The organism is Candidatus Thiothrix sulfatifontis (assembly GCA_022828425.1).
In the GTDB taxonomy this organism is placed as follows: Bacteria; Pseudomonadota; Gammaproteobacteria; order Thiotrichales; family Thiotrichaceae; genus Thiothrix; species Thiothrix sulfatifontis.
The window spans coordinates 3207313-3232582 of record CP094685.1 but is presented as its reverse complement, the minus strand read 5'-3'; the positions used below and the strand labels follow the sequence as shown (position 1 = coordinate 3232582).

At 51.3% G+C, this 25270-nt stretch carries 17 protein-coding genes and 1 CRISPR repeat array (1 of these 18 cut by a window edge); of the genes, 12 read left to right on the top strand and 5 right to left on the bottom strand.

Annotated features, from left to right (window positions below; genetic code table 11):
• The first annotated feature begins 82 nt into the window (after positions 1-82).
• Positions 83-4933, top strand: a complete 4851-nt coding sequence (locus L3K52_16105; protein ID UOG91697.1) for an alpha-2-macroglobulin family protein — start codon at positions 83-85, stop codon at positions 4931-4933.
• Between the two features lie 12 nt (positions 4934-4945).
• A complete protein-coding gene (pbpC, locus tag L3K52_16100) occupies positions 4946-7282 on the top strand; it encodes a penicillin-binding protein 1C (GenBank protein ID UOG91696.1) in 2337 nt (778 codons plus the stop codon).
• A 12-nt stretch (positions 7283-7294) separates the two neighbouring features.
• On the opposite strand, the gene L3K52_16095 is transcribed toward pbpC, so the two are convergent.
• From L3K52_16095 to purB, 5 genes are all read right to left on the bottom strand, one after another.
• Positions 7295-8761 (bottom strand): ATP-binding protein, encoded by a 1467-nt coding sequence (locus tag L3K52_16095; protein UOG91695.1) that lies wholly within the window; start codon positions 8759-8761, stop codon positions 7295-7297.
• A gap of 24 nt (positions 8762-8785) precedes the next feature.
• Positions 8786-9487 carry a response regulator transcription factor gene (locus tag L3K52_16090; protein ID UOG91694.1) on the bottom strand — a complete coding sequence of 234 codons (702 nt, stop codon included), beginning with the start codon at positions 9485-9487 and terminating at the stop codon, positions 8786-8788.
• Positions 9488-9715: 228 nt separating this feature from the next.
• A complete protein-coding gene (locus tag L3K52_16085; GenBank protein UOG91693.1) occupies positions 9716-10018 on the bottom strand; it encodes a hypothetical protein in 303 nt (100 codons plus the stop codon).
• A 186-nt stretch (positions 10019-10204) separates the two neighbouring features.
• A complete protein-coding gene (locus L3K52_16080) occupies positions 10205-11359 on the bottom strand; it encodes a cupin domain-containing protein (GenBank protein UOG91692.1) in 1155 nt (384 codons plus the stop codon).
• A 1-nt stretch (position 11360) separates the two neighbouring features.
• Complete coding sequence (gene purB / locus L3K52_16075) at positions 11361-12728, bottom strand: adenylosuccinate lyase (protein UOG91691.1); 1368 nt, start codon at positions 12726-12728, stop codon at positions 11361-11363.
• 124 nt (positions 12729-12852) lie between these two features.
• Between purB and cas3 the strand changes: the two genes are divergently transcribed.
• The 10 genes from cas3 to cas2 all read left to right on the top strand — a co-directional run bounded on the left by cas3 (position 12853) and on the right by cas2 (position 21971).
• A complete protein-coding gene (cas3, locus tag L3K52_16070; protein ID UOG91690.1) occupies positions 12853-15126 on the top strand; it encodes a CRISPR-associated helicase Cas3' in 2274 nt (757 codons plus the stop codon).
• Between the two features lie 12 nt (positions 15127-15138).
• The gene (cas5c, locus tag L3K52_16065; protein ID UOG91689.1) at positions 15139-15801 is read left to right on the top strand and encodes a type I-C CRISPR-associated protein Cas5c; all 663 of its coding nucleotides are present in this window, start codon (positions 15139-15141) and stop codon (positions 15799-15801) included.
• Positions 15798-17510: a type I-C CRISPR-associated protein Cas8c/Csd1 gene (gene cas8c / locus L3K52_16060; protein UOG91688.1), complete on the top strand. Its 1713-nt coding sequence runs from the start codon at positions 15798-15800 to the stop codon at positions 17508-17510. Before cas5c ends, cas8c begins: the two co-directional genes overlap by 4 nt.
• An 85-nt stretch (positions 17511-17595) precedes the next feature.
• Complete coding sequence (cas7c, locus tag L3K52_16055; protein ID UOG91687.1) at positions 17596-18483, top strand: type I-C CRISPR-associated protein Cas7/Csd2; 888 nt, start codon at positions 17596-17598, stop codon at positions 18481-18483.
• Positions 18484-18489: 6 nt separating this feature from the next.
• Positions 18490-19128 carry a CRISPR-associated protein Cas4 gene (gene cas4 / locus L3K52_16050; GenBank protein ID UOG91686.1) on the top strand — a complete coding sequence of 213 codons (639 nt, stop codon included), beginning with the start codon at positions 18490-18492 and terminating at the stop codon, positions 19126-19128.
• Positions 19125-19739 (top strand): CRISPR-associated endonuclease Cas1, encoded by a 615-nt coding sequence (cas1, locus tag L3K52_16045; GenBank protein ID UOG91685.1) that lies wholly within the window; start codon positions 19125-19127, stop codon positions 19737-19739. Before cas4 ends, cas1 (L3K52_16045) begins: the two co-directional genes overlap by 4 nt.
• Positions 19740-19813: 74 nt before the next feature.
• Positions 19814-20077, top strand: a complete 264-nt coding sequence (locus tag L3K52_16040) for a hypothetical protein (protein UOG91684.1) — start codon at positions 19814-19816, stop codon at positions 20075-20077.
• Positions 20078-20112: 35 nt separating this feature from the next.
• On the top strand, positions 20113-21120 hold the full coding sequence (locus tag L3K52_16035) for a transposase (protein ID UOG91683.1): 1008 nt from the start codon (positions 20113-20115) through the stop codon (positions 21118-21120).
• A gap of 30 nt (positions 21121-21150) precedes the next feature.
• Positions 21151-21609, top strand: a complete 459-nt coding sequence (gene cas1 / locus L3K52_16030) for a CRISPR-associated endonuclease Cas1 (protein UOG94025.1) — start codon at positions 21151-21153, stop codon at positions 21607-21609.
• Positions 21610-21680: 71 nt separating this feature from the next.
• Complete coding sequence (gene cas2 / locus L3K52_16025; protein UOG91682.1) at positions 21681-21971, top strand: CRISPR-associated endonuclease Cas2; 291 nt, start codon at positions 21681-21683, stop codon at positions 21969-21971.
• A gap of 261 nt (positions 21972-22232) precedes the next feature.
• Positions 22233-25270: direct repeats of the CRISPR family, unit length 23 nt; unit sequence CTCCCGGCTTTATTGGTCGGGAG (it continues 2182 nt past the right edge of the window).

Genomic DNA, 25270 nt, shown 5'->3' with positions numbered 1-25270 from the left:
ATTGTGGTAACTTATCTGTGCCAAAAAAGTCTATACTAGCATTCTATACAATGCATCTGGTCTTACAGGGTGGAGAACAATAATGGCTTATCAAATTCGTCGCGTGTTACCGTGGTTAGGGGTGTGTCTGTTACTGTTATTTATGGGGCAGGCAAGGGCAGAGGCAGAAGCGCCGCAATACAGCAATGAAGCCTTATTGACGCAAATGTTGGTAGTGGATGTGTCGGAACGTACCTTGGATACCAGCCCGGCGTTGGCGGTGACTTTTTCACAAGATTTGAATCCCACCGAGAATTACAACAGTTTTATCACCTTAACGGCTAACGGCAAAATGGTCGAAGGTCAGTGGGTGATGACCAGCGAATCGCGTCGCCTGTTTTTCAGCAATATCAAGCCACAAACCGATTATCGCGTGCAGATTAGGCCGGGTGTCACCAGTAAAAACGGCCTGAAATTGCAAAAACCGTCGGATACCAGCCTTAAAACCCGCGATATTAGCCCTGCATTTGATTTCGCGACGACGGGCAGCATTTTGCCTGCAAAATTGACGGGCGGCTTGCCGATTCGGGTGGTGAATGTGCCGGAATTGGACATTGAATTCCTGCGGGTGCAGCCAGAAAAATTGCCGGATATGCTCAAAACGGTCAGTTTGGGCGGGCGTTTGTCGCAGTGGCAATTGGAAGAAATCCATGCCGTGACTGAAAGTGTGTATGCCCGCCGCTACGTGACGGATGCCAAGTTGAATGCGCGTACTTCGATGTTGATTCCGGTAGAAGATATTCAAGAGTTGAAAACGCCGGGCGTGTATTTTGCGGTGATGCGGGAACCGGGGCGTTTTAACGATGAGGCTTACCGGATTACGCAGTTCGTCGTGACGAACATTGGTTTGCATGTGCGTTTGTATGCGCGTGGGTTGGAAGTGTTCGCGAATGCTTTGGACACCGGCAAACCGTTATCCGGGGTGCAATTGAAGTTGCAAGGCGAAAAAGAAGCGTTGACGCTGGAAACCGATGCGGCTGGGCGTGTCAGTTTTGAACATCGACCCAGTGGTGATTTATTGCTGACAGCGCAGCAGGAAACGCAGTTTGCGTTTTTGGATTTGCGGGAAGCGGCGTTGGATTTGTCAGAATACGCCGTAACCGGGTTGCCGGATAAGCCGATTGCACCGTTTATCTACAGCACCCGTGATTTGTTCCGCCCCGGTGAACCGATGGATTTGTCGGTGTTGTTGCGTGATCGGGATGGCAAAGCGGTTGCGCTGAAAAACCTGCACTTGCGCATTGTGCGCCCCGATACCAAATTATTATTGGAAGAAAACTTGCTGGCTGCCAATGCCGATCTTGGCTTTTTCAGCTACCGCTTGCCGATTCCGGCGGATGCGCCAACGGGAACCTGGAAAGCAGAAGTGCGGATTAATGCCAAAGATGAAGCGCCGGTCAGCAGTTTTAATTTTCACGTCGAAGATTTCATGCCGGAACGCATGAAGCTGGCCTTGAGTGCGGAAGAGAAATTGTTGACGGCGGGGAAAAAGCTGGTGGTGGCGGCGCAGGGTGATTATTTGTACGGTGCGCCTGCCAGTGGCAATAAGTTAACCGCTGTGCGCACGGTGAGCGTGAATCGTCATCCTTTGGCTGAATTTAAAGATTACTATTTTGGCGATCCTGCCGATGAGAAATTGGTGAGTCGCGAAGATTTGCCGGAAGTGATGCTCAATGAAACCGGCGGCGGTTTTGTGGAAAGCCCGGCGTTAGTGGGCAACATCAGTTCGCCGTTGACCTTGAGCATTATCGGCAGTTTGCACGAAACCGGCGGGCGCAGCGTTACCCGCAAGTTGGATGTTCCGTTTTGGCCTAGCCCGAATTTGGTGGGCATTCGTCCCTTATTCAGCAAAGACACCGTAGCCGATAACGGTGAGGCGGGTTTCGAGTTGGTGCGTCTGAATGCAGAAGGGCAGGCGGTTCCCACTACTCAAGCGCTTGCTGTGACCTTGGTTAGGGAAGAGAAGGACTATTTCTGGGAATACAACAATGCCGAAGGTTGGCAGCGTAAAGAGATTTCCAGTGAATACCCGACCGTGCAGCAAAAAGTTACCTTGGATGCGAATGCGCGTGGCAAAGCGGTGTTTGCGGTGCAATACGGCTATTACCGTTTGGAAGTCGAAGATGTGGAAACTGGCTTGAAAGCGGTTTACCCGTTCCATGCAGGTTGGGATTGGGAGCAAGCGGAGAACAATGCCGCCCGCCCTGACCAGATTGAATTGGCTTTGGATAAAGCCAAGTACCAAGCGGGTGATGTGGTCAAATTGAAAATTACCCCGCCTGCGGCTGGTGAAGCATTGGTGGTGGTGGAAGGTGAAGCGCTGTTGTGGTCACAGCGGGTAACATTGCCCGCCGACGGCATGACGGTGGAGATTCCCGTGGATAAAGGGTGGGATCGCCACGATTTATACGTCACGGTGACGTCGTTCCGCCTTGCGAGTAGTGAGCAGAAAATTGCGCCTAACCGTGCGTTGGGGGTGATTTTCCTGCCATTGGATCGGGATGCACGGCGTTTGAATGTGAGCATTGCAGCGCCCGAAAAAGTATTGCCCGAAAAGACCACCACTGTGACCGTCAGTGCGGATAATCTCAGTGACGAACAGGCGATCGTGACCTTGGCAGCGGTAGATGTGGGCGTATTGAGCATTACTGATTTCAAAACACCCGATCCGCTGGCGTTTTATTTCTCACAACACCAATACACGCCTAGTCTGTATGACGCTTACGGCAAAATTATTGAGAGTGTGGACGGTGCGCCCCTACGCCAACGTTTTGGTGGCGATGCCGGTGGGCGGCGCGGTGGCACGTTGGGGCAGGCGGATTTGCGGATTGTGTCGCTGTTTAGCGGTGCGGTGACGTTTGATGCCGAGGGTAAGGCTAAAATTGAATTGCCATTACCCGGCTTCGATGGAACTTTACGCTTAATGGCGGTTGCTGCAACAGCAGACCGTTTTGGTAGCGCCGAACGTGAGATGAAAGTGGCTTCGCCCGTGGTTGCTAGTTTGGCTGCACCGCGTTTTCTTGCCGCTGGTGACAGCAGTTTTCTGAGTGTTGACGTGAATAACACCACGACGGAAACGCAAGTGGTGACATTAAAACTCAGCAGCAATGCGCTGTTGTCGGGTGTGACCGATACCCGCGAACTCGCGTTGGTGGCGGGTAAGCGCGAAACGCTACGTTTGCCAATCTCCGCGCAGCAAGCGATGGGTAGCGGGCAGATTAATCTGGAGTTGACGGGGAAAGGCTTTACCGCGCGGCATCAGCTTCAGGTTGCGATACGCCCTGCATACCCGGCGCAATATTTGGCACAAAAGCGGGAATTGGCGGCGGGTGAAACGCTGAAGCTGGATGCAGCGACGATTCAACAGTTTCAAGCGGCGGGTTTGCAGGCGAATCTGAGTGTGGGGGCAACGCCGGTGTTGCCGTTGCGGAATGCGTTGCAAGGCTTGTTGCAATACCCTTACGGTTGTTTGGAACAGACCACTAGTAGCGCCTGGCCTTATTTATACTTGGATGCAAATGTAGCGGAATCGTTAGGTCTCGAACCGTTGGAGATGAAAGAGCGGAATGAGCGCGTCACGGCGGCCTTATTGCGTTTGGCGGGAATGCAGTTAGCCAACGGCGGTTTCACCTTGTGGGGCGATGCCAACGGCGGGCAAGAAGAATATTGGCTCACGCCGTATGTGGTGGATTTTTTGCTGGATGCCAAAGAGCAGGGCTTTACGGTGCCGGAATGGTTGTTGCAGCGGGCGCTGCAAAATCTGGAAGAGCGTTTGCAGGAAGGCGAAGGCGCTGCGGAAAGCCGGTATGATTTTTCGGATAGGCCAGAGCATGTTGATTTCGCCGCTCGCGCTTATGCAGGGTACGTATTGGCACGGGTGAAACGTGCTTCGCCGGGGACGCTGAAAGTCATGTATGAAAAAGACTTGGGCAAAGCGGCTTCGGGTTTGCCGCTGGTGCATTTGGGTTTGGCGCTGAAAATGGTGCCGGGCGGTGACAGTAAACGCGGTGACGCGGCGATTCAACAGGGGTTGGCGCTGGTGCGTGATGAGCAAAAATACCTCGGTGATTACGGCAGCAGCTTGCGTGATCAGGCGGCTGTGTTGTACTTGCTATTGCGCCATAAGGCTAAATTGCCGCAACTCGCCGCAGAAATTAATCAGTTGGTGGATTTGCTGCATAACCGCAATTATTTCAGCACACAAGAGCAACTGTTCACCTTGTTAGCGGGCTTGAAAGTGCAGGAGAAATCCCAAACGGCTTGGAAAGCGGCGCTGACCATCGGCAAGGACAGCGTGGATTTGGCAGGCAGTGGTACGCAATACCGTGCCTTGAGCGCGGCGGATTTTCAGCAAAGCATTCAGGTGACAGCACCGCAGCCGCTATACTTGGCGTTGAATGTGGATGGCTACCCGAATAGCGTGCCTGCACCGGACAGTGATCCGATTGAAATACAACGCGCTTGGTACAGTTTGGATGGCAAAAAAGTATCACCCGATGGCATTAAGGCCGGAGCATTATTGCTCACGCATCTCACGGTAAGCAGCAATATTGACATCAATGATGCGCTGGTGGCGGATTTATTGCCCGCAGGCTTTGAAATTGAGAATACCAATTTGTCTAGCAACGAATCCTTAGAGGGCTTGCAATTGGAAGGGATGGATAAGCCGGTATTAGAGCTGTTGGGCAGTAGCGAATTGCGCACGCAGGAATTCCGCGATGACCGTTACATCGCTGCACTGCCGTTGACGGCGAAAACACGCCACCATTTGTTCTATTTGGTGCGGGTGGTGTCAGCGGGCAAGTTTGCGGTGCCGCCGCCTTATGTTGAAGACATGTACCGCCCGGAACTGAATGGCTTAGGGGCTGTGCCGCCCGCGCTGGTGATTCCGTAAGCGCAACGCATAATGCGCACCTATCTGATAAGGGCGGCTGGCTCGGCGCTACTATGCCTGTTGCTGTTTGTATTGGCAGATTGGTGGTGGCCGCTGCCGGAGCCTGAGCGGGTGCGCAGTGTGTTGATTCTGGCGCAAGATCGAACCCCGTTGCGGGCTTTTGCAGACAATGAAGGCGTGTGGCGCTATCCGGTGACGTTAGCGGAAGTGTCGCCTTTGTATGTCGAGGCATTGCTGACCTACGAAGACCGTTGGTTTTATCAGCATCCGGGCATTAATCCGTTCGCTTTAGTGCGAGCAGGCTGGCAATGGTTGCAAGGCGGGCGGGTGATTTCGGGTGGTTCGACGCTGACCATGCAAGTGGCGCGAATTTTAGACCCCCATGACCGTACCGTGAGTGGGAAAATTCGGCAGATGTTTCGGGCGTTACAACTCGAATGGCATTACAGCAAGACGGATATTCTGACGTTTTACCTCAACCTTGCGCCTTTCGGTGGCCCTATCGAAGGCGTGCAAACCGCCAGTTTTGCCTGGTTACACAAACCTGCGTTAGCGCTGAGTCATGCAGAAGCGGCATTATTAGCCGTGTTGCCGCAAGCCCCCTCGCGTTTGCGCCCGGATCGTTCCCCCGAATTGGCGCAACGTTACCGCGATAAAGTCCTGCACCGTATGGCGACACAAGGCGTTTGGTCGCAAGAAACGGTAGCGGATGCGATGGTTGAACCCGTGATGAAATTGCGTTTCCAACAGCCGATGAAAGCGCCGTTATTTGCGGAACGCATGAAAATCCGCGCTTTTGCCGACAAAGTGTCACGGTTGCAAACCACCTTGGATGCGAATATTCAGTGGGCGGTCGACAATGTATTGCGTACCCGCGTGAACAGTTTGCCGGAGAAGGCTTCTGTCGGGGTCTTAGTGCTTGAAAATCACACGGGCTACGTGCGGGCGTATGCGGGATCGGCGGATTTCCACAATGCCGAACGTTTTGGGCATGTGGATATGGTGCAGGCGGTGCGTTCCCCCGGTTCGACTTTGAAGCCGTTTTTGTATGGCATGGCGCTGGATGATGGCTTGCTGCATTCGGCGAGTTTGTTGAGTGATGTGCCGCTGAAATTGAATGATTATGCCCCGCAGAATTTTTTCCGGCATTTTTCGGGGGCGGTGAGCGTGGCGCAAGCGTTGCAGCAATCGTTGAATGTGCCTGCGGTGGACATCTTGCAACGTTTGACACCCGGCGTGTTTGTGGCGCGGCTGCGTCATGGCGGGGTGGTGATCAGTTTTCCCGAACACGCTGAGCCGAATTTGAGCGTGATTTTGGGGGGCGCTGGCACGACCTTGGAAGATTTGGTGCGGGGATTTACCGCATTAGGGCGTGGCGGTATTAGCATTAAGCCGCGCTTTGTGGCGGATGATCCGCTCGAAGAACGCCGGATGTTGTCCGAAGGGGCAGCGTGGATAATTCAGGAAACCTTGCGGGCGATTCCGCCGCCAGAGGGCAGTATTAATGCAGCGGGTGTGGCCTGGAAGACGGGAACCAGTTACGGGTTTCGGGATGCTTGGGCGATTGGGGTGAGCGATTACTACACGGTTGGGGTGTGGACAGGTCGCCCCGACGGTACGCCGTTACCCGGCAGTTTGGGGGTTGCGGCGGCAGGCCCGATTTTATTTGACGTATTTCGGGCATTGCCCAAGCAGTCGGGCATGAATACCCGTCGCCGTCCGGCAAGTGTGACGCAAACGGATATTTGTTGGCCTTTGGGGGAAAGTGCGGCGCAAACTGCCCCGGAACATTGCCATGTCCGTCAGCAAGCGTGGATTTTGAACGGCAATGTGCCTCCAACCTTGCCGCATTTTCAGCACTATTCATGGTCAGCCGGTTTGCAGACGTATTGGATTAACCCCGCCACCGGCTTGCGGGTAACGTCGGCTTGCAATGTCCCGGCGCGTATGGCGCGACAAGTCGCTCAATGGCCGTTGGAATTGCAGCCTTGGTTAGCCAATACTTTGTTGGAAAAAATACGCTTGCCTGCTTTTGATAGCAGTTGCCCGCCCGGTAGCGCGTATCAGGGCGGGAAACAATTGGCGGTTCGGCATTTGGATAGCAGCACGCGCTTGTATTTGCCCAAAGTAGCCGCAGGGCAACCCAACAACGGTGTAACGTTGGATTTGCTGGCGGACGGTGGCGAAGGTCAGTATTTTTGGTTGGTGAATGGCGAACCCGTTGGCGTGGATACCGCGCGTAGTGGTTTGCGCCACACCTTTACGCGGGCAGGCGATTACGAATTGACGGTATTTGACACCGCCGGAGCGGTGGATAAAGTCAGCATTCGCGTTATCAGCCAACCCTGAAGCATCTTACACTTATACCGGCAAATGCAAGCGTACCCGCGCACCCACATACGGCGACACCAGCAGTTCAATTTTGCCGCCAATGGCTGATACAATTTCGGTACTGACCGCCATGCCAATGCCCTGACCATCGCTTTTGCTGTCTTCACGAATCCCGCGTTGCAATAATTTTGCGGGGTTATTGAGCGGAAAACCCATGCCATCGTCATCAATATCAATGACTAGCAGGTTGTCTTCGTGATGCGCAGAAATTTCCACCACGTCTTTGCAGAAACGGCAGGCATTATTCAGCAGGTTGCCAAACAGTTCCATCATGTCTTCGGCATCCATGCGGCACTTGGCGTATTCGTCGACATTGATGCGAATTTCAAAGGGTTTGTCGCGGTAAACTTTCTGCAAGGTTTCGCGCAATCGGAACAGCACGGGGCGTACTGGTTGGGATAAAATCATCGCGCCTTGGTTTGTTACCATGGCACGACGCAGTTGATGCCCAATGATTTCACGGATGCGTTCGATTTGCGTTTCAAATACCGTGGCAGCAATTTTGTAGCTTGGATCTAAGTTGGCTTCGCGGCGCAATTGATCCAGTTGGTTTTGCATCGCGGTCAACGGGGTTTTGATGCTATGCGCTAAATCATCCAAAGTATCTTTGTAACGCTGCTTTTGGCCTTTTTCGTAACTCAATAAACCATTCAGCGCGTTTTTGACGGGAATTAATTCTTCAGGGTAATGGTCATGGATGCTATCGCGTGCACCGGCCTCAATCGCTTTGACTTCATTCTCAAATTCTTTAATCGGGGCGACCACCCAAAAACTCAGCGCCAGTTGCGCAATCAATACCAGTACGGCGGATAGAAACAATAAGATCGCAAATTTTTGGCGCATGTCCTGCATTTCTTTTTCAATATCCGCGATAGAAACGCCCACAATAAACTGGAACGTGCCGTATTCGGGCTTGAAAAAGCTTTGAATCGCCAATAAATACTCCTGATCATACGTTTGTCGCATGTTTAGATCGTCTTCCAAGCTTAGCTTATTTTTAGGTGGCAAGGGTTTGAGCTGATCGAATGTGGGTTCAAAGCTGGTTTTTAATACCTGACTGATTTTGAAGCGCAAGTAATAATCTTCGTCGACCAAATCATTGGGCTTGCTGAGCGTAGAAGCGCTCCACACCACTTGAGCTTTGTCGATATTGATCACATACGCGAAATGATTTTGGGTCACATCATCCAAATTGTGTTCACTGATCATTTGCTGAGCTTTGGCCGCCATCTCTGCGTCTGGCAAGATGTCAAATTGACCGTCCTGAAAGTTCAAATACCCCAATACGTCGTATGATATTTCTTTCAGTTCGGCCTTTTTTTGATCAATTTTATAACTGTAGGAAAACCAGTGCAGCATGATACCTAGCATCAGGATGCCGACCATAATAACGCCAAACCCACTGATGAGTTGGCGGCTACGTAAGGAGCTTAGCATAGGGGTTGCTACCGGATCTGAAGTTTACGTGCGGGTTAAGGTGAAACGGTAGCCGCGCCCGCGCAAGGTTTCGATTGGCTTAAGCGTATCATCCGGGTCTAATTTAATGCGCAAGCGGCGGATAAATACCTCAATCACGTTGCTATCGCGGTCGGTGTCTTCTTCGTACAAGCTGTCAGTCAGGCGTGTTTTGGAAATCACTTCACCCGCGTGCAACATTAAATGTTCCAATACGCGGTATTCATAAGCCGTTAGGGTGATTTCCGTTTCGTTGACATACACCCGTTGTTCGGAGGTATTTAGGCGAATCGGGCCGCAACTGAGTTCGGCTTGCGTCCAACGTCCGGTGCGGCGCAATTGTACGCGCAGGCGGGCAATGAGTTCTTCGTTCTGGTAGGGTTTAGTGACGTAATCGTCAGCACCGGCTTCCAGCCCCTCAACCTTGCTCTGCCAGCGGTCACGGGCGGTCAGAATAATGATAGGATAACTTAAGCCCTTAGCACGGATAGCACGGACAATATCCAAACCCAAGTCATTGTTAACCGGGCTGCCTTTGGATTGGGGCAATCCTAAGTCAATCACTGCAATATCAATGGGATATTCAAGAGCAACGTATAGCCCTTGAGAACCGTCAGCAGCCAAGTCAACAGTAAACCCACTCTTTTTTAAATTGTCAGCGATTTGCTCGCGGATGATGTTTTCGTCTTCTATTATCAATACGCGCATAACACGGCTCTTTTGTGATTGGTCAACGGATTATCGTTTCAACGTATACAGGAGCCTTAATTAATCAGCAAGCTCCGAAGACGCAATCATACACCAGCTTATAGGTAATAAAAAACAGTCAATAGCAGTTATTAATAAAAATTATAAAAAAATACCCGAAGATTCGGGCTGAATTTCGGGTATTTAAATAAGTTATTCGCTATTTTTCAACGATTTCGCGCGGATTCTTCAGTCGCTGCAAGCAACTTTTATGGTTAAGTATTCACCATCTAATGCCAGCATCCGCACGATGTGACAATCTGGATAGTCGGGCGAAGGCTTCTCTTGAACAGAAAGTACGCGACCTTTGTAGGTGGCCTTCACTTTCGAGAGCACCGCATCCCGCCCTATCGGTTCATTGGGGTTGGTGCGCTTCAGCGAAATTTTCTTTTCACTGTCTGCGGCAACCGCAATGTTAGGCAGCAGTGCGCTTGTAGCACCCACTACCATTACGCTGCATAAAGCAGCAAATATGGATTGTTTGAAATCCATCGTGTTTCCCCTGTTACATAAAAAATTAGCAAAACTCTAAAACTACGCCGGAATAGAAATGAGTTAATTATCGTTAAGTATATTAATCAACCAAAACTGAACTTGAGGTGAATGATGATTAATTGATTTTATGCATGATGCTGATAATTATAGAAAAATCTTTAAACACCATCAGGCTTAAATGCATTACTTTTTTACTGTGAAAATACCGTTTGTCAGCAGTTCTTGCAGTGTGTCAAAGCAGGACGTGTTCGTTAAAAAGTGCGAATAATCTTTATGCAACAGTGTGGCGGATCGACACATGTATTCAATAAATTGAATGTGTTGGCTGTCAAGTTGCTGATGATTACCATTCGCAAATAAGTGTATCTCATTGGCTGATGAAAAGTACAGTAAGCGCGCGTCCAGTGATTTTTCAAAGCGTTTTTTCTGCCGAATGAGGCGGCTGAGTTCCGCGCGGCTAATGGGTTCTACTTCACAAGGTTGTGCGCTGGCTTTAGGGGTCGTGAGGTATTTTCCTACCCAACGTTGCAAGGATTGTTCATCTTGTGGCAACGCATCGACCACAAAATCCACCAACCTATCCATGTCCGCTGCCGTTAATTCGCCAGGATTGGCCTGTGGCGTGCGCTCGGTATCGGTGAAACGTTGCTGTAAACGTGTATTTTCCAGTGAGTCTTCGAGCAATTTTTCCAGCATATCCGCTTGCGAAGGGGCGCGGAAACCGATGGAATAGGTCATGCATTCGTTCAGCGCGACCCCGTAATGCGGCACGTTGGGGGGCAAGTACAACAAGTCACCGGGTTCGACGATCCATTCCTGTTCAGCTTGAAAGTTGCGCATAATGCGCAAATCCAAGTCAGGCAGGAAATTGTTGGGGTGAGCGGGTTGCGTGGTGATTTGCCAGCGGCGTTGCCCTTGCGCTTGCAATAGGAAGACGTCGTATTGGTCAACATGCGGGCCAACCGAGCCACCTTCCACCGCAAAGCTGATCATCAAATCGTCGATGCGCCAGTCGGGGATAAAGCGGAACGGCTCAATAATGGCTTTTAATTCGGGCAAATGCTGATCGGTGTCGTTGACCAGCAATGTCCAATGCGTTTCCGGCAGGTTGCTGAAATCGTCATCGTCGAATGCGCCGTGGCGCACTTCCCACGGGTGTGCGCCGCCTTGTTCGATAACAATGCGGGCGGTGTCGGTTTCACACGCCAAACCCGCGAGTTCGTCTTGCGTGATGGGCGATTGGAAGTTGGGTAAGGCTTGGCGGATCAGCAGCGGCTTTTTTTGCCAGTAATCGCGCAGGAATGCTTCAACAGAAATGTCACCAAACATGCCAGCCATGTTACACCGCCTTGGCTTGCGCAATGGCATTGCCGATGTAAGTTGCTGGCGTCAGCGCCATCAGCGCATCTTTGGCTTCCTGCGGCATATCCAGCGTATTGACGAATTCGCGTAAGCCTTCTGGCGTAATGCGTTGCCCACGGGTCAGGGCTTTGAGCTTTTCGTAGGGCTGTTCGATGCCGTAGCGGCGCATGACGGTTTGGATGGGTTCGGCGAGTACTTCCCAGTTGGCATCGAGGTCGGCGGCGGTGCTGGCAACGTTGACTTCGAGTTTGCTGATACCTTTTAAGGCGGATTGGTAGGCAATTAAGGAATGCCCCAAGCCTACGCCGAGGGTGCGCAAGACGGTGGAGTCGGTGAGGTCGCGTTGCCAGCGTGAAATCGGCAGTTTTTGTGCCAGATGCGTCATTAATGCGTTGGCAATGCCGAGGTTGCCTTCGGCATTTTCAAAGTCAATCGGGTTGACTTTGTGCGGCATGGTGGAAGAGCCGACTTCGCCCGCGATGACTTTTTGCTTGAAATGTCCAAGGGAAATGTAGCTCCACACGTCGCGGCAGAAGTCGATCAGGATGGTGTTGAAGCGCACTACCGCGTCGAAGGTTTCGGCGATGTAATCGTGTGGCTCGATTTGGGTGGTGTACGGATTCCAGGTTAAGCCGAGCGAGGTGACGAATTGTTCGGCGGTGGCTTGCCAGTCAATGTCGGGGTAGGCGCTGAGGTGCGCGTTGTAGTTGCCGACTGCGCCATTGATTTTGCCGAAGTATTGCGTGGCAAGAATCTGTTGTTGTTGGCGTTGCAGGCGGTAGGCGGTATTCGCCATTTCCTTGCCCAAGGTGGTCGGGGTGGCGGGTTGCCCGTGGGTGCGTGACAGCAGCGGAATTTCGGCGTAATCGTGCGCGAGTTGGCGGATTGCGCCGAGGGTGGCGGCGAGTTCTGGCTGAATCACCTGTTCCATGCCGCCTTTGAGCATGAGTGCGTAAGACAGGTTATTAATGTCTTCGGACGTGCAGGCGAAGTGGATGAATTCGCTGACCGCTTCTAGCTCGGCTTGCCCTGCAATTTTTTCTTTTAAGTAGTATTCGACCGCTTTCACGTCGTGGTTGGTGGTGCGCTCGATGGCTTTGACGCGCAGCGCATCGGTTTCGCTAAAGCCGCTTAGGATGCTTTCCAGAAAGGCGTTGGTTTCCGTTGAAAATACGGGCACTTCGCGGATTTGCGGGTGTGCCGCGAGCATTTGCAGCCAGCGGATTTCCACGAGAGCGCGATGGTAAATCAAACCGTATTCGCTGAACCACGGGCGCAACGCCGCTGTTTTGCTGGCGTAACGCCCGTCAGTAGGGGAAAGAGCGGTGAGTGCAGAAAGTTCCATGCGGTATCCTGAGCCAAAAGTCTGAAAGGCTGGGATTGTACCGCAAATTCATCGGGTGTTAAGTCTGTTAATGTGGATGATGGTAGATAGTTGTTGTTGTAATGGGCATAAGATGTGTTAAATAATGCGCACAAGTGAAGTTTACATTGGGGGCAAAGTGGAAGATTCACGTCCGATAGCGCATGTGCGTTTTGATGAAAAGGGGCTGCCAATTGAGCATTGGTTGGATGAGCATCTGCATGACGTTGCTAAATTAGCAGCAGGCTATGCGACATTGTTTGGCAAGGATTGGGCGCATGTTGCCGGAATCTGGCACGACCTCGGCAAATACAATCCTGAATTCCAACGTTACATCGGTGACAAGACAGGTTATGTCGCCGCCAATGCCCACATTGAAACCGACCATGCTCCCGGCAAAGTCAATCACTCCGCTGCTGGTGCGTTGTATGCCGTACAGAAGCATCCCGCATTGGGCAGAATTCTTGCCTATCTGATTGCGGGTCATCACTCCGGTTTGCCAGATTGGGTGAAAGATGATGCTGACGGGCGTTCATTGGAAGAAATCCTGCAAGATGGCATCCATTTGGATAAAGCTCTGCAAGCTCCTGTTCCTGATGACATCCTGCAAACCAAAATGCCTACGTCTGCCCCTGTGGGGGGCATTGATAATGCAGCGTTGTGGATACGAATGCTTTTTTCTTGCCTAGTTGATGCGGATTTTCTGGATACCGAAACCTTCATGCAGCCGGACAAACAGGATTTGCGCGGGCAATACCCTGACCTGAATAGCTTATTGACTGGATTCAACGACCACATGGCAGGCTTTGCAGCAAAAGCAGCAGATACCCCAGTCAACCGCTTGCGTACACAAATCTTGCGTGATTGCCGGAAAGCAGCAGAAAAACTACCTGGTATATTTTCCCTGACCGTACCAACCGGCGGTGGTAAAACACTTTCTGGTATGGCATTCGCGCTTGAACATGCGATCCGGCACGGTAAGCAGCGCGTCATTTACGCCATCCCCTACACCAGCATAATTGAGCAAACCGCCAATATCTACCGCCATATCTTTGGTAATTGCGTGGTGGAACATCACAGCAATCTTGACCCCGACAAGGAAGACGCGCAAAGCCGCTTGGCGGCGGAAAACTGGGATGCGCCGATTATTGTTACCACCAACGTGCAACTGTTTGAATCGCTGTTTGCCAGCCGTACTAGCCGTTGCCGCAAGCTGCACAACTTGGCAAACAGCGTGATCGTGTTGGATGAAGCGCAATTGTTACCGCCGGAATTCCTGAACCCGATTTTGGGCGTGATGAAAGCTCTGGTAGAGCATTACGGTGTGACCTTCGTTCTTTCTACAGCTACTCAACCAGCGTTACACACTTACCACGATACATTTGGTAGTGCAGTAGTGAAAGGCTTTGAAGCCGAGCAAATCACCGAAATCATGCCTGATCCTGAAGCATTGTTTGCTGCACTGGAGCGGGTAAAAGTCGAATTGCCAGACGATTTGATAACAGAACGTTCGTGGGAGGATGTGGCAGAGGAAATTGCTGAACTGGATTCTGTGCTGGTTATCGTCAATACCAAACAGCAGGCTGCGGAACTGTGTCGTTTGTTGCCTCCTGAGACTTACTACCTGACGACCAATTTGTGTGGGGAACACCGTTCCGAGAAGTTAAAAGAAATCCGCCAGCGTTTGCAAGACGGTGAGCCGGTTCGTGTGGTCAGTACGCAGTTGATTGAAGCCGGAGTTGATGTGGATTTCCCCGTGGTTTACCGGGCGTTAGCTGGGCTTGATTCCATTGCGCAAGCCGCCGGACGTTGCAACCGTGAGGGCAAGCTGTCGGAAAAAGGGCGCGTGGTTGTGTTCGTGCCGCCACTCAATGCCAAACTACCGGGGCATCTGGGGCGGTCGGTGACGGTGTGCCGTTCCTTGTTACCAACTTTCACCCAAGCACCGCTACACCATTCGCATTTTCAGATTTACTTTGAACACTTTTATGCGCGAGCAGAATCGCGGGATAAACATGGCATTGTCGATTTGCTTAGTCAGAATGCGCGTGAATTAAAAATCCAGTTCCGCACGGCAGCCCAACGTTTTCGGCTAATTGATGACGAAGGTTCAGCAGTGCTGGTGACATACGGTGATGGTGCAAAACTGATTGAACAACTGAAAATCATCGGGCCGAAACGTAACCTGATGCGGAAGCTACAACGCCACACCGTAACCGTGCGTGAGCAGGTGAAAAAGCGCTTGCTACAGGCGGGTAACATTCGCGAGTTTGCCAATCTTCCCGGTATTTACGAGCAAATTACGCCGGGATTATACGATCAAAAACTTGGTTTATTAGTGGATGGTGTGTCACTATCTGCTGAATCCTTATACATTTGAGGCTTTGCGACTATGCAAACTTTTTGTCTGGAAGTAACAGGTGATTTTGCCTGCTTCACTCGACCGGAAATGAAGGTGGAACGTGTATCTTACGATGTCATCACGCCTTCTGCCGCCCGCGCCGTATTCGAGTCGATTTTGTGGAAGCCTGCGATTCGCTGGCATATCCGCAAAATTGAAGTGTTGAAGCCGATTCGCTGGATCAATTTGCGCCGCAATGAGGTATCAGGGGTTGTACCTGCCGGGGCAGTCAAATCCGCGATGAAGCAGGGCAAAGGCAACCTCGGCATGTATGTAGAGGAAGACCGCCAACAACGAGCAGGTTTGTTCTTGCGGGATGTGCGCTACCGACTTCACGCTGATTTTGAAATGCTGAATAACAACCCCGAAAACAGCACGATCAAGTTTGCCGAAATGTTTAAACGCCGTGCCAGCAAAGGGCAATGTTTCAATCAGCCGTACCTTGGCACACGCGAATTTTCCTGTGACTTCCGTTTGGTTGAAGACGAAACAGTTCTCACACAACCATTGGCAGAAACACGGGAGCTGGGCTGGATGCTGTACGACATGGATTTTGCCGATACAGCCAATCCGATGCCGCGCTTCTTTCAGGCAAAAATGCAGGACGGTGTGATTCACATCCCCGCATGGGACAGCGAGGAGATACGCGGATGATTCTGCAAGCACTCTACGATTACTACCAACGCAAATCAGCCAATGCCGATTCTGCTTTAGCACCAGCCGGATTTGAGTACAAAGAAATCCCCTTCATTCTGGAAATTACTGCCGATGGCAAACTGGCGCAGATTGAAGATACCCGCACGGGTGATGGCAAAAAGAAGCGGGCAAAGTCTGAGCGTGTGCCGCAAGGGGTCAAAAAAACCTCCGGTGTTGCTGCCAATCTGCTATGGGATAACGCCGAATACGTGTTGGGTATTGGTACCAAAGGCAAGCCAGAGCGGGTAAAGGAACAGCAAGCCGCTTTTGCCGAACGTATCCGCCAATTGGATATTGCAGAACAGGATGAGGGCATCGCGGCGGTATTGGCTTTTCTGGAAAATCTGGATACCGAAACCTTGCAGCAACAACCGCAATGGGAAGAAATTGCTGCCACCAATCCTAACCTGACGTTTCGTTTGCAAGGGCAACTGCATTTGGTTTGCCAAAGCCGCAAAGTTCAAGCGGCATTGATGAGTGCAGGCGGTGACGATAACGCTAAAGCTACTTGCCTGTTGACGGGCGAACAAGCCGAGATTGAACGCCTGCACCCCTCCATCAAAGGTGTGTGGGGGGCGCAAAGTTCTGGGGCGAACATCATTTCTTTTAACCTTGATGCGTTTACGTCTTACGGCAAGAGTCAGAGTTTCAATGCGCCTGTCAGTAAAGAAGCGGCGTTTGCCTATACCACGGCGTTGAATCACTTGCTGAGTAAAGATTCTACGCAACGGATGCAGGTGGGCGATGCTTCCACCGTTTTCTGGGCTGAGCAAGAACATTCGCTGGTGGATGATTTCACCGCGCTGTGGGGTGCGGCGGATAACAATAAAGATAATCCAGACCGCAATACCAACGCGGTGAAAGCCTTGTACAAAGCTGTCCAAGAATACGGGCGCAATCCTGCGTTGGGCGAAACAACCCGGTTTTTTATTCTGGGGCTTGCACCCAATGCGGCACGTATCAGCATCCGTTTCTGGCATGTGGGAACAGTACGGGAAGTCAGTCAGCGCATCGTCGATCACTTTGACTATTTGCAGATTGACCGTAGCGAACGCGATGTGGAATTTCTGCCGCTGTGGTTGTTGTTACGCTCAACCGCGTTGCTGGGAAAAACAGAGAATGTTCCCCCCAATCTGGCAGGTGATGTAATCCGCTGCATTTTGGAAGGCTTGCCTTACCCACAAACATTATTGGCTTCGGCTGTGCGGCGTATCCGTGCAGAACAGGAAGTCACTTACCCACGGGCGGCTTTGATCAAAGCCTATTTGAACCGACTTAACCCAACGGAGAATCTTGCCGTGTCACTTGATCTTGAAAATTCAAATACGGGCTACCGTTTAGGTCGTCTGTTTGCGGTGCTGGAAAAAATACAGGAAGAAGCCCAACCCGGTATTAATGCCACCATCCGTGACCGTTATTACGGGGCTGCTTCTGCCACACCTGTCACTGTGTTTTCCACGCTGTTGAAATTGAAAAACCATCATTTGAGCAAGCTGGATAACAAGGGGCGAGTCAGTAACTTTGAAAAGCTGTTGGGCGAAATTATGGGCGGCATTGTCGATTTCCCAGCCCATTTACCCTTAGCTGATCAAGGGCGTTTTGCGATTGGTTACTACCACCAGCGTCAAGATTTTTTCAAGAAACGCGAACATACGCCAGATGCTTGAAATCTGGTGCGGATTGAAACAAGAAGCATACTAAAACTGAAACTGCCCAACCTGAATATGAAACTGGGACACAAGGAGAATTGTTATGAGCTTACAAAACCGTTATGACTTCGTACTGCTGTTTGATGTGAAAGATGGCAACCCTAATGGCGACCCGGATGCAGGCAATTTGCCGCGTGTCGATGCAGAAACCGGGCAAGGCTTGGTGACGGATGTTAGCCTGAAACGCAAAGTCCGCAATTTCATTGGGTTGCTGAAAGAAGAACAGCCGCCTTACGAAATCTACGTCAAGGAAAAAGCCATTCTGAACAAGCAGCACGAACGCGCTTACCAAGCCATTCCCGGTGGGGCGGAAATGTTGGCAGGCGATGATAAGAAACGCAAAGGCGGCGACAAGGTGGAAGAAGCGCGGCAGTGGATGTGCCATAACTTCTTTGACGTGCGGACTTTTGGCGCGGTCATGTCTACGGGCGTGAACTGTGGGCAGGTACGTGGGCCGGTACAAATCACCTTCGCCCGTTCGGTTGATCCGGTTATCGCTAGTGAACATTCGATTACTCGGATGGCAGTAGCGACAGAAAAAGAAGCAGAAAAGCAGGATGGTGACAACCGCACGATGGGGCGCAAGTTCACCGTGCCGTATGGTTTGTATGTTGCGCACGGTTTCGTTTCTGCACATTTAGCCGATCAGACAGGTTTTTCTGATACCGACCTAGAACTGTTGTGGCAAGCACTCGGCAATATGTTTGAGCATGACCGTTCCGCTGCCCGTGGCGAAATGGCGACCCGTGGCTTGTATGTGTTCAAGCATGAAAGCAAATTGGGTAATGCGCAGGCGTTCAGTTTGTTTGAGCGCATTAAGGCTGAATTGAAAGACAAAAACAGTGTGCCGCGTAGCTTCAGTGATTATGCCGTTTCGGTGAATGCGGACAATCTGCCCAATGGTGTGGAACTGCTGACGTTGGTTGGGTAACTGTCTATGACCGAACCACTCACTCCCATCATGCTTTCCGCGCTGCAACACTACAGCTATTGCCCGCGCCAGTGTGCGCTGATCCATCAGGAACAGACGTTTGATGACAATGTGCATACGGTGCGCGGCAATTTGGCGCATGAGCGCGTGGATAGCGGCGAAAGTGGCACGGAATACGGAGTGCAGGTGGAGCGTTCGTTGCCGTTGTACAGCGAACGTTATGGGCTGACGGGTAGGGCGGATGCGGTGGAATTTCTCGACGACGGCACGCCTTACCCCATCGAATACAAGCAGGGTTCGCGCCAGAAAAAGATGCACGATGATGTGCAATTGGTGGGGCAGGCTTTGTGTTTGGAGGAAATGACGGGTAGGGCTGTGCCGGAAGGGGCGGTTTTCCACCATAAAAGCCGTCGTCGCCGCGCTGTGCCGATTACGCCGGAGTTGCGTGAATTCACTATTGGTTTGATTGCGAAGGTGCGGGCGTTGCTGGAGTCGGGGCAGATGCCGCCGCCTGTGGAGGAGCGGGCGTTGTGTAAGGAATGTTCGTTGCAGGAGAGTTGCCAGCCGGATTTGGTGGGGAGTCGCAGCCGTATCCGCCGTTTGCAGCAGTCGCTATTTGATGTCGAAGATGAGGGGGATGTGTGAAGTCATTGCTCAATACCTTGTATGTGTCGACTGATGGGGCGTACCTGAAATTGGAGGGCGAAACGTTGGTGCTGTCGGTGGAAAAGGTGAAAAAGCATCAAGTGCCGCTGCATCATTTGGGGGCGATTGTGTGTCTGGGGCGGGTGGCGATTAGCCCGGCGTTGATGGCGCGGTGTATGGAGGATGGGCGTAGCATTGTGTGGTTGAATGAACACGCACGGTTTCAGGCGCGGGTTGAAGGGCCGGTGAATGGCAATATTTTGTTGCGGCAGGCGCAGTTTCGGGCGGCTGATCGGGTGGAAACGGCGTTGGCATTGAGCAAGGCGTTCATTGCGGGGAAGTTGCGCAATAGCCGGAATGTGTTGTTGCGCAGTGCGCGGGATAGCAAGGATGAGGAGGCTAAAGCGCAGTTGGTGCGGGCGGCGAAGTCGCTGGGTATCAATTTGCGCAATCTGGCTCATGCGGAATCGGCGGCGTCGGTGTTGGGGCTGGAAGGCGATGCGGCGCGGGTGTATTTTGAACAGTTCAATACGATGATCAAGCCGCAGATGCGCGAGGAATTTGAGTACAAGGGGCGGAGTCGCCGCATACGCGCCAACTTAAGCCCCTAACCCCTTGTTTCCTCTTGCAAACAAGATGTGGCAACCCCACACAGATGCTTTTACCGACCAAAGTGAAAGTTCCCATGAAGTTGCCACCATTATTAGATACCCGTTTTGCCCAATTCCTGCAAGTGCTGCCAGCCGATTATCACGAACAAGCGTATGCCTTCAAAGCCTTCGCCCGTCCCCGCAAGATCAAAAGCCCGCTGCAATTGCTCCAGTTAGTGCTGGCGTACTGCGGTTTGGACTTGTCGCTACGCAGTTGCGCCGGGGAGGTCGCCCAGAGGCAGGGCTACCTCAGTGACACGGCGGTAAAAAAAGACTGGAAGCCTGTGTTCCGTGGGTAAAATCCCTGCTGGCAGGCGTATTTGGGCTAAGCGAGGTGGTCGATAGCGGCAAACTGCGCTTCATCGTCATTGATGGCTCGACCGTGCAAGAACCGGGAGCTACTGCCACGACCTATCGCCTGCATATCGCGATTGATTTGATCAACCTCAGCCTGCATCAAGTGGAAGTCACCACCGATAAAGAAGGCGAAAACCTCGACCATTACACGTTGGCAGCAGGCGATGTGGTGCTGATTGACCGGGGTTATAACCAACCCAAAACGCTTGTCCCTTTCATCGACCGAGGCGGTGATGTGGTATTACGCTACAACGCCCACAGCATGAACCTGTATGAAGATGGCAAAGGGGATGATACCGGACACCTAGTCAAAATCGACTGGTACACGCGCTTACGTAAGCTGGGTAAACGCCCCAGTTGTGTGCCGGTTTGGTTATGTCATGGCAACAAACGCATTCAGGGCTACCTTCACGCGATCCCCTTACCCGAAGAAAAAGCTGCTGAAGCGCGGCGCAAAGCCAGACAACGCGCCAAAGACAAAGGACGTAACCCCAGCACGGAAGCCCTTTGCCTGAGCGAATGGGTACTGATTTTCACGTCATTACCGCCTGAAGTGCTGTGTACCACCACCGCATCTGCACTCTATCGTGTCCGCTGGCAGGTTGAATTAGTGATCAAACGCCTCAAAAGTTTGCTGAATGTCGATGAACTACGGGCGCACAAAGGCTCAAAACTGGCTGAGCTGTATCTACACGGCAAATTATTGTACGCAGCCGTGCTGGAAAAGATGACGCAAAGTCGCTTTGCCAATGCCAAACGTAAACTCGACAATCCCCGCCAACTCACTGATTGGCGACTGTGGAAAACCGTCGCGGACGACCTCAAAGCAGGCATCAAAGCCTGTTTTCCTGTCGATGCACGCTTTGCGGATGACAATATCAAGAGTTTGAGCGAACGCCCCAGAAAGCGGACGTTGCAATGTTTACCCAGCCCCATTCTTGCTCTGTTGAACCAATGCCGAGAAATGGCGTTGAGCCGTGTTTAATCAAGGGGATAGGGGCTTAAGTTGGCGCGTATGCGGAGTCGCCGTCCGCCGAAGGATACGGTCAATGCGCTGATTTCGTTCCTGTATGCGCTGCTGGGGAATGATTGCCGCAGTGCGTTGGAGACGGTGGGGCTTGATCCGCAGTTGGGGTTTTTCCATGTGGTGCGCCCCGGTCGCCCAGCGTTGGCGTTGGATTTGTTGGAGGAGTTTCGGGCGGTACTGGGGGATCGCTTGGCGTTGACGTTGATCAATCGTGGGCAGTTGCGCCAGAAGGATTTTGATTTTCGCCCCGGTGGGGCGGTGATGTTGAATGATACGGGGCGCAAAACGGTGATTTTGGCGTATCAGGAGCGTAAAAAGGAAACTTTGCAGCATCCGGTGTTGGAGTCGCAGGTGGAGATTGGTTTGTTGCCGTTGCTTCAGGCGCGGATGTTGGCGCGGTATTTGCGCGGGGATGTAGAGGCATATATCCCGTTCCTTAACAAATGAGTGAAGATTAAGAACCCCTCACCCCAACCCCTCTCCCTCAAGGGGCGAGGGGCTATAAGATGGAGTGCAGTATGTTGATTTTGGTGAGTTATGATGTTTCTACGTTGGAGGCGGCGGGGCGGAAGCGGTTGCGGCGGGTGGCGAAGGTTTGCCAGAACTATGGGCAACGGGTGCAGAAGTCGGTGTTTGAGTGCAAGGTGGATGCGATGACGCTGGAAATTTTGCAGGACGCGCTGCTAAAGGAGATCAGTCTGACGGAGGATAATTTGCGGATTTACCGTTTGACTGAGCCGCTGACCAAGAATGTGAAGGAGTTTGGGAAGTTTCGGGCGACTGACTTTGATGCACCATTGATTCTGTGATTATTTTTTGTGGAAATGCGTTATGGATCATAATCCTAGCGCAATTTTGTATGGATTTATGGTATAATTAGCGCTGACGTGTATTGCGCGAACCCGTAGCGATGGCGAATTCGCTGGGGGTTTCGCGGAATCGCAACCCGTTGATTTTACTTGGAACGAAACCATGAATCCTCGCCGCGAACCATCCCTCTCATCCCCGCCTTATCGGTTCGCGCAACCTCGTCAAAAATCTCTTGTATTTTATGCCCTTACATCTGGGCGATTCTCCCGGCTTTATTGGTCGGGAGTGGATTGAAACGTAATAGCTTGCCACACGGTTTGCGGCCTGGCTTAATTCTCCCGGCTTTATTGGTCGGGAGTGGATTGAAACACCTACGGATAAACCGGTTACGTTAGTTTCCGTGAATTCTCCCGGCTTTATTGGTCGGGAGTGGATTGAAACATTTATCTATCGTTTACCTCTGTATTATTTGCTATTCTCCCGGCTTTATTGGTCGGGAGTGGATTGAAACTTTGCCGTTCTCCAACATCTCAGAAACGATAGAAATTCTCCCGGCTTTATTGGTCGGGAGTGGATTGAAACGTCTTGCATCGTCCTTACCCACAAACTGCGGGTTATTCTCCCGGCTTTATTGGTCGGGAGTGGATTGAAACATCTTAATGAGGATGTAAAAACCAAGCTCAATACCATTCTCCCGGCTTTATTGGTCGGGAGTGGATTGAAACTTATAATAAATCACAAGAACGAAAAATCTCTAAATTCTCCCGGCTTTATTGGTCGGGAGTGGATTGAAACATATATCATTACGTTAAGGAGTATAAATATGCAATTCTCCCGGCTTTATTGGTCGGGAGTGGATTGAAACAAATGGCAGTCAGGCGAACCCGACACTACCCCAATTCTCCCGGCTTTATTGGTCGGGAGTGGATTGAAACCATTATCACCAACAATAACACTACTGTTTTTCAAAATTCTCCCGGCTTTATTGGTCGGGAGTGGATTGAAACAAGTCACAGCTAGAAAATTCGATTGTATCCATACAATTCTCCCGGCTTTATTGGTCGGGAGTGGATTGAAACCGAAAACGCACCTAGTCATAATGGCTACCTTGTGGATTCTCCCGGCTTTATTGGTCGGGAGTGGATTGAAACCTTTGGTGTGATGTTTCCATCACCGTGTGGTATTACATTCTCCCGGCTTTATTGGTCGGGAGTGGATTGAAACGTCTGGTGGGAGTTGACCTGATAAAACGTCTAATATTCTCCCGGCTTTATTGGTCGGGAGTGGATTGAAACACTGCCCACCTCCTCCCAAGGCCGAAGAAAAAGATTCTCCCGGCTTTATTGGTCGGGAGTGGATTGAAACCGATTGTTTCGATAACACCACCCATTACATCGGATTCTCCCGGCTTTATTGGTCGGGAGTGGATTGAAACTGTGATTGCGTACACCGTGGAAAGATCAATCAATATTCTCCCGGCTTTATTGGTCGGGAGTGGATTGAAACCCAAAAACGCACAATAGAGGTGCAAAATGAGCGAAATTCTCCCGGCTTTATTGGTCGGGAGTGGATTGAAACGGTGCAATGCGCCGTAGTCTGCCGATTCGCGTGTTATTCTCCCGGCTTTATTGGTCGGGAGTGGATTGAAACTCCCCGATAAAACTTCACTTTTTCGAGGCGACATTATTCTCCCGGCTTTATTGGTCGGGAGTGGATTGAAACGCTTGTGTGATGTTAGCCTAAGAATGAATTAGGATTCTCCCGGCTTTATTGGTCGGGAGTGGATTGAAACCCGTCGTAACCCGGCGAATTGGGGATAAACCCCGGATTCTCCCGGCTTTATTGGTCGGGAGTGGATTGAAACCGTTGCCAGATGCCTATGCGCTGGTGAGCCAGATATTCTCCCGGCTTTATTGGTCGGGAGTGGATTGAAACAGTTGATAATTATAACCCTGAAAAATACTCTCCATTCTCCCGGCTTTATTGGTCGGGAGTGGATTGAAACATGGATACATTGACTAACCTACAACAGCGGTTCGATTCTCCCGGCTTTATTGGTCGGGAGTGGATTGAAACAATGGTGAAATCAGCGTAGGCTTTACCGGCTGGATTCTCCCGGCTTTATTGGTCGGGAGTGGATTGAAACTTGCATATCATCACACCGGCATGAAGGTATCAAAATTCTCCCGGCTTTATTGGTCGGGAGTGGATTGAAACAACAACAAATCAGGAACAAAACAAGAAAGTAGACAAAATTCTCCCGGCTTTATTGGTCGGGAGTGGATTGAAACTTTAATGCTGATGTTTCAAGCGCCAGTTTATGCAGAATTCTCCCGGCTTTATTGGTCGGGAGTGGATTGAAACAAGCCGACTCTGCCACATTACCGTTAGTCGGTGGATTCTCCCGGCTTTATTGGTCGGGAGTGGATTGAAACCCCCTTACCAATCTCTATAGCCAACACCTCACCGCATTCTCCCGGCTTTATTGGTCGGGAGTGGATTGAAACGGGTTAGCTTATAAAACTGGACAATTTGCTGCACATTCTCCCGGCTTTATTGGTCGGGAGTGGATTGAAACCGCCGGAAAAAGGGCTTTAGGCGTTACATACCAAATTCTCCCGGCTTTATTGGTCGGGAGTGGATTGAAACACCTAAATTGGTATCCCCCGTATTACAATGCGGGATTCTCCCGGCTTTATTGGTCGGGAGTGGATTGAAACGGTGCAACAGTAGCACCTGATGACGGTACAGCACCTATTCTCCCGGCTTTATTGGTCGGGAGTGGATTGAAACAAACTAACAGCATCACAAAGGGACTGCTTTGAAAATTCTCCCGGCTTTATTGGTCGGGAGTGGATTGAAACACAGCAATGAACCCTGAAAAACTGATAGCCGCGATTCTCCCGGCTTTATTGGTCGGGAGTGGATTGAAACGGAAACCCTACCAGCATCACGAAGGGACTGCTGTGGGGATTCTCCCGGCTTTATTGGTCGGGAGTGGATTGAAACGCGGCAATGGGTTGACCCTCGCAACACTTCGGTGGCCGCGATTCTCTCCGGCTTTATTGGTCGGGAGTGGATTGAAACGTGCTTTACCCATTACTACATTAGCTAAGCGATTCTCCCGGCTTTATTGGTCGGGAGTGGATTGAAACCTGTGAATAGAGTAACAGCACAGCGAAACCATTCTCCCGGCTTTATTGGTCGGGAGTGGATTGAAACCCCGCGATGGAACCCAAAAAAACCGATAGCCACGATTCTCCCGGCTTTATTGGTCGGGAGTGGATTGAAACGGTAG